Origin of the sequence: Pyrobaculum neutrophilum V24Sta (assembly GCF_000019805.1) — an archaeon.
In the GTDB taxonomy this organism is placed as follows: domain Archaea; phylum Thermoproteota; class Thermoprotei; order Thermoproteales; family Thermoproteaceae; genus Pyrobaculum; species Pyrobaculum neutrophilum.
Genome location: NC_010525.1, coordinates 447055 through 459979, shown reverse-complemented (window position 1 = coordinate 459979; position 12925 = coordinate 447055). Strand labels below are relative to the sequence as shown.

Genomic DNA, 12925 nt, shown 5'->3' with positions numbered 1-12925 from the left:
CGGCCTCCTCTGCGTTATGTTTATATGTGGCCGTGGGGGGTGTACTATGGACTCCATGGCGCCTGTTGCTCAGGAGGCTCTCAGGATAGCTGTGGACAAGGTAGTGGAGAAGCTCAAGGAAGGCAAAAAGCTCACCACGAAGGACATCTCCCTCCTATACCTCGGCACCATCGTAAACGAGCTGGGAGGGATAAGAGGCGAAATAGCGCGGCTGGAGCAGAGGATGGAGGAAATGAACAAGAGAATCGACGAAACAAACAAGCGTATAGACACGGTGGCGGAGAGCCTAAGCAGAAGAATCGACGAAACCAACAAGAGAATCGACGAGACAAACAAGAGAATTGATGAGACAAACAAGCGGATTGACGCGGTGGCGGCTGAGCTGTCTAGGAGGATTGACGCCCCAAGCGCCCGCTTAGACGACGTGCAGAAGACCCTGCTGGAGATACAGCGCCTCTTAATGGAGCTGCTGAAGACTAGGCAGACCTAGCCGTCGCGCGGCAGTCCACAGCCCACAACCCTCTTATACAGCCCGGGACGGCCACACAGTCGACGAGACTTTTTTACATAAAAACTCCTCCCACATGTCCTTCGAGGAGGCGGAGCTCCTCAGAAGCACGCCTTTTTGAAAAACGCCCAGAGACTGATCGAGGAGGGCGAATACGCCCCGCCTTCAGCCTAGAGCAGTACTGCCAGCTCATCCTCAAGTACAAGCTCCTGCTGAAGAAGGGCGGCTACCCAAGGACGCACTCGCTGAGGAGGCTCATTAGGGAGCTCGGCGAGGTGGAGCCCCAAGCGCTGGAGCTGGTAAACAACATCGCCTACCTTCACTACGTAGCAAGGCTCGAGGAGGCCTACATAGCCTCCCGATATCTGCCCGTAATATACGAAGAGGCTGAGACGACCGTGCTCCCTGCCCTAAAGGGCGAGACTTGTTGTTTGTGTTGTCAAGGACCTGGCGAGGTTTGTAGGGTGTTTAGAAAGTCGAAGGCTGACAAAGCCAACCGTCTGCCCCTGGGCTTCCGCCGCTGTCCACCGCCGAGGCGGTGCCTGGGCCTCCCCTTCGCCGGCACAACTGCCTTGGGCGCTGGTTGACAGAGCGTGGGGGCAACGGCGCGCGGCCCCCTCAAGACCCACTAGGATACGCCGCCCCTCACTGCCGAATACACGCAAGAGTGTTCGGCCTACGCAAAAATGGTGAAGCTACCTTATCCACGCCCCCTTCCCGCCTCGACAGCCGCCGGTGGCGTTCAGCTCTGCGCGCCACATTTTTAAGCCAGACCTCCGGCACAGCCGTGGGGGATCCCCTAAGCTACTTAAGAAACTACAGGGCGGTGGCGGAGCTGGTGAAGGAGGTGGCCAGGTGGTACGACCCAGAGGCGAGGGTGTACGTCTTCGGGTCGGCCGTCAGAGGCGACTACACCGCAGCCAGCGACATAGACATCCTCGTCGTGACCAACGCCGTCGAGAGGAAATACGACATCATGACGGAGGTCTACAGAAGGACGGAAGCGCCGGTGGAGGTGCACGTGACGACCCCCCAGCAGTTCCAGAGGTGGTACAGAAGGTTCATCCCACCCAACGAGCTGGCCGAGGTCTAGCCCCCTAACAACCTTAAAAACGGGCTTCCACGCCTCTACGTGATAAAGGAGGTAGAGGTGAGAAGCCTCAGAGGGCTGACGTTCAGAAAGGGGGCCTTCGAGGCGGCCCGCATCAACATAATAACGGGTTGCAACGGCGCCTACAAGACCACCCTCCTGGAGGCGGTAGCCGCGGCCCTCCTCACGCGCGCAGACAGAGGCGAGATGTACGCCCTTGCCGCCCTAGCCTCAACCATGAGAATGGACGACTTCTGGCTCTACGGCCTGCTGAGAGACGGGTTCGAAATCTCCATAGACGGCACGCGCTATAGAGGCACCCCCCTCGCCTACCCCGGGGGCTACGGAGGCAGAATCGAAGACGGCGAAGGACCCGCCCTAGAAGTGGCGATATCGGTCATGCAGATACCAACGCCGTGGGGGGCGGCGATACAGTACAACACCTCCATAAACCCCAACCCCCAGCGCCCTCCGCCGGAGAGACCCGCAAGATTCGTGGCATTCGCCACCCCCAACCCAATCGCCCAGAACTTCGTATACAACCTAATGAAGATAAGCAATCTGGCAAAGGCGGTAGAGCTCCTCCAGAGGCTATACGGCGAGGAGGGCTTCAAAACCATCACCATAAAACACGACGAGCTGAACAGGTCCCAGCTCTACATAAGCGTCAAAGACAGAGATCTACCAATCCAATACCTAGGCAGCGGCTACGCCGCCGTCCTCCTCCTAACCCTCGCCGCAACCCGCGACATAGTCCTCTACGACAGAAAACCACCTCCACCCCTGGCTCGTAGACAGGGTGGCCACCCTAATGACAGAGGCCGGAACCACCCAGTGGATCGTCACAACCCAAAGCCTAGAAGCCATAAACATAATACTAACACACGCCAGCAAAGAGGCAAACATAGTGGAGATAAGCAAGAGAGGCCTCGTGAGGACGTACCCCGGCGACGAGGCACTACACAGGATAGAAAAGCTAGAACAAGACCCCAGAGGCAACTGCCTGTGACCCAATAGTGCAAGACAGAAGCGGCCTAAAACACATAGGCATCCTCGGCATAAAACAGAAAACACAGATGTCAAAACATAAGAAAAACAAGATGCTACACTACAAGAGGATGCAACACTAGTATGTGAGGGCGGAGGCAAGGACAGAATATGCCAGCTCGCCCAGGAGCTACACGAGGAGGCCGGCGACGCCGAGATACACATCCTCCTCGACGGAGACGCAAGAGGCACCAACTGCGGAGGCCCCTTCAACATCTATAAGACGAGAAGAACATAGACGAGTTGGTCTACAGCGAGCTCCTCAAAAGCATCAACCCCACCGACGCAGAACGCCAGCTGGCCCTACAGGAGACAGACAGCAGAGCAAAGGCCTACCTCGCCATGTACCTAGCGTGGAAACACAGGCATGAGCTCACCCACGAAGGCGACTACTGGACATGCATCCACGACCTCTACCACACGGCAGGGCTCAAACTAGACAGCCTCAAAAAAAGGCCAGACCTCAGCCAAATCCTAAACCTCATAGAGCCAGAAATCAAATAACGGCAACCCGCATACAGCTTCAACACGCCGAATCTCTCCATGAACATGTTTATATGTCAAAGGCTAGTCTTAACAGTGCAGGTTGAGACCGTCGGGAGGGCCGGTCTCCAGTCTCTGCGGCTGTTCAAGCCGCACATAGCTAAGCCTTTACAGCCGATAGCCCCGCCCTTCAGGGCGGGGAGGGGGTCACGTAGAGAAGAGGGGGAGAGGCGCAAAAACCCACAAAAGCTGGGACAAGCCGGCTAGATGATATACAGCGCCCTAGTGCAATCCGCTGTGCAACCGGCGCCGACGCATACAGCGGCGTGTGTACCCACCACATCCCCACCGTCTCTAGCGCCGTCTAGCTGTGAAGCAAAGACAGAGACGCCGACGGCCTCAGAAGTCACCGTAGTAGAGGTAGTAAGGCGCGTGTTAACGGCCATGAGAATCCCCGTCCGTAGCATTAGAGGCATTTCCGACGCAGAATAGGCATGTACATCGCCGTAGTCCTAGAGCACAGCGCACGAGAGGCTCTGAAAAGCTGGCTGGATATATCAGACCGGCTGAGGGTATGCGGAATAAACATCCCCATATTCGTCGACTGGACAGGCCAGATAGACGTAACCCCCGAGGAGCTCGGCACACACCTGGAGAGGCGCTGGCGAAAATGGGCCTACTCCTAATCACACAGGAGCCCATAGACGCTGTGGAGGCCGTCGGAGAGGAGTGGTAGACGCGCCACATAGACACCAGCGCCTCAGCCGCCGGTCAACCCGCCGCACCGCCACACGCACAAAACCATGGCCAGAGGAGAGACATAGAGCGGGCCCAGGCCCCCGCCGCGGCGTCACATGTTGCTCCACAGAGGCGGGCGGGCTTGTGCCGTCAATGGCCCAAAGTTAATAAAGGCCGGGCCATATAACATCATGGGCGAGTCCGCCTTTGGCGTTGTGAGAGAGCTGGAGGTGAAGAACTTCCGCGGCGTTAGGGAGGGCAGCATAAAAGACTTCGCCGCGGTCAACATCTTCGTTGGCAGAAACGGCACTGGAAAATCCTCGATTTTAGAGGCGCTCTACATAGCTCTCAAGCCAGATGATGGACTGGCCTACGTCGTGAGGAGGCGCGGCTGGTTCGGCCTGGCCTCGGCAGAGGCGCTGTTTTACCACGGGCAGAAAGAGATACACATATCTGCAACGCTAAAAGAGGGAAAGAAGACAGAGCTCAAAATCAAGCCAGGCATGCCTAGCGCGGATACAATCCCGGTGCTTAGAGAAAGAGGGTTAAACGTGGAAGAACTCTTAGCTCTTGACCTGGAGACCGTAGGAGGAGTAAAGGCGGCACAACTCTATATGGACGAAGACGGCAAGCTTCACTACATCTTCCTTAAAGAATGGTCTAGGCCGATTTATGAGGCGGTATTTGTCGACTGGAACAGCGTCTATCAATATGGCTCGCCCGAGGAGGCCTACTCCAGGATGGTGGCCAAAGCGGGCGCGGCGGCCAAGGAGTCGGTGGTCAAAGCGTTGCGCTCCCAGTACAAGGACCTCAGCGACGTCATGCCGCTCTACGTCCGCGGCAGGTGGGTGCTCCACCTGGTCTTCGAAAACATCTCGGTGCCCTTCTACGCCGTAGGCGACGGCGTAAGATACGCGCTCATGCTCCTGATCCAAGCCTTAACGCCAAGCGGAGCCGCCGTGATGTTGGAAGAGCCTGAGCTCCACACCCACCCCAGCCTCATGAAGATCGTCGCAAACGCCATCTTGAGATCCCACATCGACCGCGGCAACCAGATTTTCGTCACAACACACAGCCTAGAGCTCATCAAGATGATAACAGAGGAGGCCAGGGGGATGGGGCTTAAAAACCTAAAGGTATTCAGACTCGCCCTGGACCGCGGGGCACTCCACGCCGAAGAGTACACGCTCGACGAGGCATGGAGGGCGCTGGAGAAATTGGGGTGGGACCTAAGAAAATGAGAGCCGTAGTGCTTCTGCTAGAGGGACAGACGGAGGAGATCCTCTACTACACCCTACTGAAGAGGGTATACAAGGCACAGGAGGCAAACTGCGCCGAGACCCCAGAGAAGCTTAGAGACCTGCTTGAACCTCTAGGCAGGAGGAAATGCCTGAAGGTGAGGCAGGTGTATGTGGCGATGTGCAACTGCAGCGGCGTAGAAAACATCAAAGAAACGCTAAAGCTCCTACTCAAGAGACGCGAACTAGCCGAGGCGCTCAGAGACACCGCTATACATATTGTAATCGCCGCCGACAGAGACGAGAGGCCCGCACAGGCCATTAAGGACATGTTGCAATCGCTGGGCTATACCCCCGCCGAGAGCGGCGGCACTACTGTCATACCCCCGCTCGGGTTGCCAATCCACGTGATAGAGCAGGGAGGCCGAGAAGACACAGCCACCGGCCAGATAGAAGACGACCTACTCAAGCTTGTCGAACTTGTCCACCCAGACCTTACACAGGCCGCGGCTAGGCTGGAGGAGGCCCACGGGGCGCTGGACAACAAACAGAAGCTACTGCTCTACCTCGCCCTCCTCAACCGCAGACCTGGGATAAGAAAACTCTACAAAGCCGTAAAGCGCCTACTCAAAAACGCAGACGAAACCGCGCTGAGGCAGGCGCTGAAAAACATAGTAGAGCAACTAGACAAGCTCACAGCGGCCTAGCAGACGCCAGCACCAGCCCTCCGACGGCCCCCACACCCAGAAACGCCAACCGGGCAAACCGGGCGCTTCCCCCCACCACGGGGAAGCTTAAAAAGCGCACCTGCGGCGGCCGCCCCGAGACAAACTAGACGGCCAGGTCGGCGTGGGGACGCGGCTTGTAAACAACCGCCGCGGCCCTATTCCACTCTGCCGTAGAGCCACGCTAAAAACGAACGATTATCTTTAGCCCCGTTACGACGCCCGCCTGCACTCCGGCCGGCTGCGGCGGACTCCGCCAGGCGTCAGCGCGTCCCTCCGCTGCCGCCGAACTGCGCTTGGAGAAGTCTGTAGAGCTCCTCCTCGAGAATTTTGAGCAACCGCTCGGCCTTTATCCTAAGCTCCTCAAACTGGCGCTCCTCTAGAAAGTCGTGGAAAAAGTTGGCGTGGAGGATCTCCAGCGCCAAGACGCCCTCTTTAAACGCCTCAACAACCTCCCCGCCCCCCTCTCTAGCCGCCAGCTCGCGGACTAAGACGTCTAGAAAACGCCTCAAGTCGCTGTGTCTAGTGATCGGCCTACCCCCCTTCAGCAGAGACAACAACGAAGCCAAGTTATTCGCTATGCCCCACAGGTGCTCCGACGCCTTACTGTAGGCTCCACGCGCCAGATAACTCCGGTAGTTTTCATAATACTTCTCCACAAGCGCCAGCCTCCTCTCAACCTCCTGAAGAACGGCGTTCACCGCTTAGCAACTACATCCCTATAGGGGTACAGAGCCAGCTCCCTCACCGCGCCGTCAGGTTTCACAACCACTTTCTCCAGCCTAACCACGACCTGATATTCGTCGGGAAAAACCCCAGCGTCCCGAAAGATAGACCACGAGCTCTCGTCGAAATACAGCTGGTCTACGCCAGAGAAAACGCCAGGAATTACGTAAAGCCTAACCCTCCTCCCAACGACGTGCTCCCTAAAGGCCCCCTCCTCCTCAGCCGAGAGAACGCCGCCAACCCTCCTAACGCCCAAAACCTCGCCCTCAGCCCACGCCTCGACAAACAACCCAATGCTATACTGCTCGCTGAGGTACTTACTGTCAACCTCCAGAAACATCTGCGAAAGGCCGCCCCTCATCACATAGCCCCTCCTCACAGGGCTTTCAACGATCAAGGCCACAACCGACACCACACAATCGTTTTTAAACCTAAACCCAAAGCCCCCCAAGGCGGCCTCCCCACCCCCCACCCGCCTCCCACGCGCACGCCCCGCCACAGCCCAACGCTAGGGCCGGGGTTGCCGACGCAATAGGCCCTCCGCAGATCTACAAGCCTACGCCCAGCAACCAGCGGCGGCTTGTTTAAGGCGCCGCCTCCGGCGCCTGCTACACCCACCTCGCCGACAGCGCCACGTCGACGGGCGGAGCGCAGACGGCGGCGAGCCCATATAGAGATATAGATTTAAGGCATATTCATGGATGTGGAGCTGTACGTCAAAAACTGGCGCTGTATAGAGGAGGCCAGAGTCTCCCTGAGGCCGGTGACGGTTTTCATCGGGGGGAACTCCACCGGGAAGTCCAGCCTAGCCTACGCAGCTTACTTCCTGGCAAAGGTCTCAGAGCCGGAGTGGAGAGGCGTCAACAAGGTTCTGGCCCAGCTATACGGCGTTAGCTTAGACGGCGTTGTTAGAAGCGACGGAGCGAGGAGATTCTACCCGGTCGAGGCCGGTGGAGCGCGCTTCGAGGCGCAGAGCCCAGACAACGCGGCGGCGCCAAACGCCAAGCCGTGGAGAGACCACTATCTACTACCCTCGCAGAGGCTCAGCTTCTCGAGGATGTCGCAGCTGATCCCCAAGATACGAGAAGCTGTGAGCAAACACCCGGTCGGCCGTTTCTCGCGCTCGCGTCAAGCCTCTTCGAGACCTTGAAGACAATCCCCGTAATGCCGCCGCTGTACTTCTTCCTCGAAGACTTGACAAAGCTCTACCTTGGCAGAGGCTTCGTAAGGCGCCGCGAGATGGGCATAGGCACCTTAGTCGAGGAGGTGATGCCCCTGCTCAGCCTCATCGCCTACAGCTACGTGGATCCCTTCATCACGAAGCTCCAGCTACCCCTCGACCTGGCGCCAGACGGCTTCGCAGACTCCGCCATAATCGAACAGTTCGTCGACGCGGCACGCGAGGACAGCCTCCTAGTCATCGAAGAGCCCGAGATACACAAGAACCCCATCACCACCATAAACCTAGTTAAACACATCGCGGCCAGAGCGGTGGAGAAGAAGCTAACAGTTGTGATGACCACACACAGCGACATCACCATAAAAGCCCTCCTCAAGGCCGTAGAGGACAAAAGCCTCGAGACGCAACACGTGGCAGTGTACTACTTTGAGAGAAGCGCCGAAAACCCATGGACGAGAGTCAGAGAGCTGCGCATCTACGAAGACGGGACAATAGAGGAGCTACCAGACGTCGAACGAGTAGTCTCGGTGCTGTACTAAACACTTGGTGCTAGACCACTCTGCGCTCACACCCTGCGGCGACAAGCCTGAAGAAAAACGCAATACGGAAACTCGGAGACACTCTTCCACACCTCGACGTGGTGTGGCACATGTCAAAAAAGTACATAAAGACAGCCTACACTGTCCTTGGAAGAACACTACACGAGCCGTTGCCGAAACTACAATCCTCCATAAAAAGAGCGGCAAAAGAACTACTACAGGCGGCCGACACCAAAGCGTGGCACTGCAAACAGAAGCCGCTGGAAGGGGTAAAGATAAATTGTGTGTAATCGCACGAACAGCCGCGGAACGCATCAAACAAAGCCACCCACAGCTCTGGGGCAGGATAGACAGCCTAATGGACGACGATGACAAAGAAGTACTGGCAATCGCTGCCTTGGCAACCCACGGTGCACATCACATATTCCTGGTGACAGCAGACACGCGCCTGCTACACGCCGCAGAAAAAGTAGCGCAGGAGATCAAGCCCATAACCCCACGGGAGCTACTTGACATAGTAGAACAAGCCGGTCAGGACAGAGACTCATGAAAGCCGGCGGCCCCCGACAGCTTCCCCCACATCTGACACGCCTCGACGGCCGCCGCACCCCCCACAAAGGCGCCCCCACCGAGCACCCCCCGGCGGCCCCCACCGCCAGACGGGCCGGCACGCTACGCCCCCCCTCATCCACGCCACCCGGCTGTATCAAACAGATAATTATCTACATTCAACAGCCCTTTTGCGGCCGAGTCAAGGGTCTAACTCCCCTCACCACCGGATGCGGCAGAGGCACGCCTAGGAGATGGAGGGCTCCTTGATCCTGCGCCTCAGCTTCTCGAACTCGTGGCTGGTCGGCACCGACGCAAACCTATCTCCATACTCCTTCGCGATTTCGTCGAGCACCCTAAGCGCCTTCATGTACCTGGCGGCACTCCAGCCGACAAAGGAATACTTAGCGATGGCGGTGCCGGTCAGCTCGTCCAGCGCCTCCACGAGCCGCCCAACCCCGCCGGCCCTCAGCACCTCAAGCGCCCCGTTCAGCCGGTCAAGCACGCCGGCCAGGTCTGCCTCAAGCCCCTCCACAGCGGCGCGGGGCCTCACGTATCTCCCCTCCAGCGCCACCAGGCCGAGGGACGACAGCAAGCGCAGTCTCTTTTTGACCCCCCTTATGATCCAGCCGGCGCCGGTGATGACGAGGCTCTTGAGCAGAGCCCTGTCCTCCACCGGCCTAAACTCCCCGCCGTCAACCAACACGGCATAGGCCACAGCGGCGTTTATCTCCTCAAGCGACGCCCCGCCCAACCTGTGAACCACATAGAGCACCATCTTCTCCACAAGCCCAAGGCCCCCAACAGCAACCTCGTGCCCTCCCATGTGTCCATATTTTGCAAAAATAAATAAGCCTAACCGCTTGTCCTTAGGCGGCCACTGTTGGCAACTTGATTAATCGCGCCTAGGGACTTCCTCCTCGCCCGCGCCTTCACTGACAGCCCGGCCGTCTCGGACGCGGGGTCATCGGGCATGAGACCGAACGGCACGCGGCCCTTCTCCAGACACGATCGGGGCACAGCCCCTCATGAGACACCGCCCCTCACAGCTGTAGATAGACACGCATTTAAGCCTTCCGCCTGCGCCAGAAATACGGAATTTTTCTCAATGACCGCCAAGAAACTGCCCCCGCCAACACGCTTAACCCCAGGCCCCCACAACACAAGCCACACACACACGGAAAATCCAAAGCCCAAGGCCGCCCACCCGCAACCGCCACCCGGCGCCGGGAGACTGTACTCGCCACCACGTCTAGCGACGCCCAAACGCAAACAGCCCCACACAAACGACAAACTCCCAACGTCAAACAGCTTTCTACTATCCTGTACCAGAGTCTCTGATACAGAACAATAGAAAGCTTTCTATTTCCCTGCGCCCCAGCCCGCGGGGCTCAACAGCCCCTTGACCACGGCCACCATAATAGACACACGCTCACACAGTTGCAAAAGCGCCTCAACGACCAGAACGCACCCCCAACGGCCAACCCCCAGAAATCCACAACAGCGGAAGCCAAAGGCGAAATGACCCGACAAGCCACCCAAATTCAACATAGATATCCCACAGAACAATTGAATGCCGGGAGAAAACGATGGAGAAATTCGCCGTTTTTCTCCATCGATTTCTCCCAGCGAAGAATCGGCGGGAGGAGTCCACTTTGGCCGACCTACCACCAGCTCCCGACCCGCCAGGACAGCTCAAAAGAACGGCGAGCTCCAGGTTTTTAAACTAAGAGATCAAATATGTTTGGTCTGATACCTACAGCACAAGACACAACAGCACAATGCTCCTATATTATTAACATAAGCGTCAATGTCGATATTACGCTAGTGATCAGCATAGCGCTGGCGTTGATTCACATTGCCATAGACTTATCGGCGGTCTGTTTGGCGCTTTTGGCCTGGCTGACGAGGCGCCACGCCGGTCGATTAGGCAGAGGACCCCCAAGACCACCGCCGAAACCCCCAGAACCCCCCAGCCGCAGAAACATGCACACTCAGCGGCCCCCCACCGCGGGCCGGGTGTGGAGACCACCAGCGGGTCTATCACCGTCAACAAAGGAGGCGACATGCCAGCGCGCCCATGGGGAAGCGCCGAGGGGCACTCGCGGTGTTCTGAGCCGGGGCTTGTGCCGGAGGAATAGATAAAAACCGGAGAGTTTTTAACGACATGAGGGCTGTGATTCTGGCGGGCGGGTTCGGCAGGAGGCTCGCCCCCCTCACCAACGAGGTGCCCAAGCCCCTCGTGCCCGTGGCCGGGAAGCCCATCCTCGTGTGGCAGATCGAGTGGCTGAAGAGGCAGGGCGTCACAGACATAGTCCTCGCCGTGGGGTACCTACGCCACAAGATCTTCGAGGCGCTGGGCGACGGGCGGAAATACGGCGTCCGCCTCTTCTACAGCGTCGAGGAGGAGCCCCTCGGCACCGGAGGCGCCATAAAAAACGCCGCTCCGTATATATCCGACGACGTGTTCATCGCGCTAAACGGCGACATAATCACAGACATAGACACAAGGCCGCTGGCCGCCGCCCTAGAAAAGGCAGACGCCGCCATAGCCCTCGTCCCCCTCAGAAGCCCCTACGGCGTAGTGGAGGTAGACGGCGAAGGCCGCGTGATGGCCTTCAGAGAGAAGCCCGTGCTGGAGCACTACATCAACGCCGGCGTCTACGCCATCAGGAAGGAGGCGCTAAGGGACCTCCCCGACAGAGGCAACATAGAGGAGACCCTCTTCCCCAAGCTGGCCCAACAGGGCAGGCTCAGAGCCGTAGTCTACAAAGACGCCTTCTGGCGCTCCATAGACACACACAAAGACCTAGAGGAGGTAGAAAAAATGTTAAAAACCGGGCCGGGAGGCGGGCCATGACCTGGCAGGGAAAGAGGGTGCTGATCACGGGAGTCGGGGGCTTCGCAGGCTCCTACCTAGCAAAAGCCCTGATAGACGCAGGCGCCGAAGTCTACGGCCTAGTCAAGAGGAGGGCGGACGGCACACTCCCCAAAAACCTCGTCGACAGAGGAGTCGCAGGCGGCGTCAAGCTGATAGAGGGGGACCTGAGAGACATCACAAGCCTCGCCATGGCCATAGACAGAGCACAGCCAGACGTCATATTCCACCTCGCCGCCCAGTCCTTCGTACCCCGCTCCTTCACACACCCACTGGAGACCCTTGAGATAAACACCATAGGCACGGCGAACCTCCTAGAGGCCGTCAGGATGAGAGACAAGACAAACCCCGTCATAGTGTTCGCGGGATCCAGCGAGGAGTACGGCCTCGTCATATCCAGCGAGAGGCAGTACAAGAGAGCCCTGGAGAAGTACGGCGCCGTCTACCCGCCCCCCGCCAAGATACCAGAGCTCCCCATAGCCGAGACCAACCCCCTCAGGCCCATGTCCCCCTACGCCGCCTCCAAGGTACACGGCGACTACCTCATGAGGACATACCACGCCGTATACGGCCTGAGGACAATCGTCAGCAGAGCCTTCAACCACGAGGGGGCGGGGAGGGGCATAATGTTCGTCACAGCCCAGGTGGCGTGCCAAGTCATGAAGCTCAAGATGGGCGAGACAGACAGGATAAAGATAGGCAACGTCAACGCCTTCAGAGACTGGTCCCACGTAGAGGACATCGTCGCCGGCTACATGCTACTGGCGGAGAGGGGAACCCCCGGCGAGGTCTACAACCAAGGCTCCATGAGGACAAACTCCGTGCTCACGTACATCCTAATCGCCCTAGAGGAGGCCGGCTGGAAGGTCAGAAGGATAGAGGCGCTGGCAGGCGGCAAGAAGGTGGACGACCCCACCCAGCCCGACGAATCGCCGGCCTTCGGAATCCGATTCTGGAAAACCAAGGTAGACAGGCTCATGCTAGACGAGCAGCTCGAATACGAGCCGCAGGACAAAGGCATCGCAGTGGAGACAGACAGGGGCAGGATAACAGTCGAGTTCGACCAAGCCCGCTTCAGACCCGCCGAAGTCCCCATCTTGTTGGCAGACACCAGGAAGATACAGGACCTCGGCTTCCGCACGACCAAGACGCTGAGAGACATAGCAAGAGACCAGCTCAACTACTACCTCAAACAGGAAAACAGACACTGTTAAACTTAAAAAC

General features: G+C 58.2%; 18 protein-coding genes. 14 read left to right on the top strand and 4 right to left on the bottom strand.

What is annotated here, in order from left to right; translation table 11 throughout:
- The first annotated feature begins 16 nt into the window (after window positions 1-16).
- The 6 genes from TNEU_RS02515 (at window position 17) to TNEU_RS10195 (ending at window position 3395) form a co-directional block, all read left to right on the top strand.
- Complete coding sequence (locus TNEU_RS02515) at window positions 17-490, top strand: coiled-coil domain-containing protein (protein ID WP_425357492.1); 474 nt, start codon at window positions 17-19, stop codon at window positions 488-490.
- Between the two features lie 35 nt (window positions 491-525).
- The gene (locus TNEU_RS10365) at window positions 526-1095 is read left to right on the top strand and encodes a HEPN domain-containing protein (protein WP_222702402.1); all 570 of its coding nucleotides are present in this window, start codon (window positions 526-528) and stop codon (window positions 1093-1095) included.
- A gap of 200 nt (window positions 1096-1295) precedes the next feature.
- Complete coding sequence (locus TNEU_RS02505) at window positions 1296-1601, top strand: nucleotidyltransferase domain-containing protein (RefSeq protein WP_148682293.1); 306 nt, start codon at window positions 1296-1298, stop codon at window positions 1599-1601.
- Window positions 1602-1640: 39 nt separating this feature from the next.
- Window positions 1641-2615 carry a hypothetical protein gene (locus tag TNEU_RS02500; RefSeq protein WP_148682292.1) on the top strand — a complete coding sequence of 325 codons (975 nt, stop codon included), beginning with the start codon at window positions 1641-1643 and terminating at the stop codon, window positions 2613-2615.
- Window positions 2616-2888: 273 nt separating this feature from the next.
- Window positions 2889-3149, top strand: a complete 261-nt coding sequence (locus TNEU_RS02495; protein WP_012349866.1) for a hypothetical protein — start codon at window positions 2889-2891, stop codon at window positions 3147-3149.
- Window positions 3150-3224: 75 nt separating this feature from the next.
- Window positions 3225-3395 (top strand): hypothetical protein, encoded by a 171-nt coding sequence (locus TNEU_RS10195; RefSeq protein ID WP_187146735.1) that lies wholly within the window; start codon window positions 3225-3227, stop codon window positions 3393-3395.
- Here the strand turns inward: TNEU_RS10195 and TNEU_RS10190 are convergent.
- Complete coding sequence (locus TNEU_RS10190) at window positions 3392-3538, bottom strand: hypothetical protein (protein WP_187146734.1); 147 nt, start codon at window positions 3536-3538, stop codon at window positions 3392-3394. The two genes, TNEU_RS10195 and TNEU_RS10190, sit on opposite strands and share 4 nt — an antisense overlap.
- Before the next feature lie 84 nt (window positions 3539-3622).
- Here TNEU_RS10190 and TNEU_RS02490 point away from each other — a divergent pair, with 84 nt between their 5' ends.
- From TNEU_RS02490 to TNEU_RS02480, 3 genes are all read left to right on the top strand, one after another.
- Window positions 3623-3814, top strand: a complete 192-nt coding sequence (locus TNEU_RS02490; protein ID WP_012349865.1) for a hypothetical protein — start codon at window positions 3623-3625, stop codon at window positions 3812-3814.
- A gap of 243 nt (window positions 3815-4057) precedes the next feature.
- Window positions 4058-5107, top strand: a complete 1050-nt coding sequence (locus TNEU_RS02485; RefSeq protein ID WP_012349864.1) for an AAA family ATPase — start codon at window positions 4058-4060, stop codon at window positions 5105-5107.
- Window positions 5089-5811, top strand: coding sequence for a DUF3226 domain-containing protein (locus TNEU_RS02480; protein WP_187146733.1), 723 nt, complete (start codon window positions 5089-5091; stop codon window positions 5809-5811). The genes TNEU_RS02485 and TNEU_RS02480 overlap by 19 nt, the downstream gene beginning before the upstream one ends.
- 281 nt (window positions 5812-6092) lie before the next feature.
- Here TNEU_RS02480 and TNEU_RS02475 read toward each other — a convergent pair whose 3' ends face one another.
- Together TNEU_RS02475 and TNEU_RS02470 are read right to left on the bottom strand one after the other, a co-directional pair.
- On the bottom strand, window positions 6093-6530 hold the full coding sequence (locus TNEU_RS02475) for a PaREP1 family protein (protein ID WP_012349862.1): 438 nt from the start codon (window positions 6528-6530) through the stop codon (window positions 6093-6095).
- The gene (locus TNEU_RS02470; protein WP_187146732.1) at window positions 6527-6958 is read right to left on the bottom strand and encodes a hypothetical protein; all 432 of its coding nucleotides are present in this window, start codon (window positions 6956-6958) and stop codon (window positions 6527-6529) included. The genes TNEU_RS02475 and TNEU_RS02470 overlap by 4 nt, the downstream gene beginning before the upstream one ends.
- A gap of 294 nt (window positions 6959-7252) precedes the next feature.
- On the opposite strand from TNEU_RS02470, the gene TNEU_RS02465 reads away from it, so the two are divergent.
- From TNEU_RS02465 to TNEU_RS02455, 3 genes are all read left to right on the top strand, one after another.
- Window positions 7253-7705, top strand: a complete 453-nt coding sequence (locus TNEU_RS02465) for an AAA family ATPase (protein ID WP_148682289.1) — start codon at window positions 7253-7255, stop codon at window positions 7703-7705.
- Window positions 7702-8274: a hypothetical protein gene (locus TNEU_RS02460; protein ID WP_148682288.1), complete on the top strand. Its 573-nt coding sequence runs from the start codon at window positions 7702-7704 to the stop codon at window positions 8272-8274. The genes TNEU_RS02465 and TNEU_RS02460 overlap by 4 nt, the downstream gene beginning before the upstream one ends.
- A gap of 358 nt (window positions 8275-8632) precedes the next feature.
- On the top strand, window positions 8633-8824 hold the full coding sequence (locus TNEU_RS02455) for a hypothetical protein (protein WP_148682287.1): 192 nt from the start codon (window positions 8633-8635) through the stop codon (window positions 8822-8824).
- A 246-nt stretch (window positions 8825-9070) separates the two neighbouring features.
- Here the strand turns inward: TNEU_RS02455 and TNEU_RS02450 are convergent, their stop codons facing one another.
- Window positions 9071-9649 (bottom strand): hypothetical protein, encoded by a 579-nt coding sequence (locus TNEU_RS02450; protein ID WP_012349860.1) that lies wholly within the window; start codon window positions 9647-9649, stop codon window positions 9071-9073.
- A gap of 1341 nt (window positions 9650-10990) precedes the next feature.
- Here TNEU_RS02450 and TNEU_RS02445 point away from each other — a divergent pair.
- Window positions 10991-11683 carry a nucleotidyltransferase family protein gene (locus TNEU_RS02445; RefSeq protein ID WP_012349859.1) on the top strand — a complete coding sequence of 231 codons (693 nt, stop codon included), beginning with the start codon at window positions 10991-10993 and terminating at the stop codon, window positions 11681-11683.
- A complete protein-coding gene (locus TNEU_RS02440) occupies window positions 11680-12915 on the top strand; it encodes a GDP-mannose 4,6-dehydratase (protein ID WP_012349858.1) in 1236 nt (411 codons plus the stop codon). The genes TNEU_RS02445 and TNEU_RS02440 overlap by 4 nt, the downstream gene beginning before the upstream one ends.
- Window positions 12916-12925 lie beyond the last annotated feature (10 nt).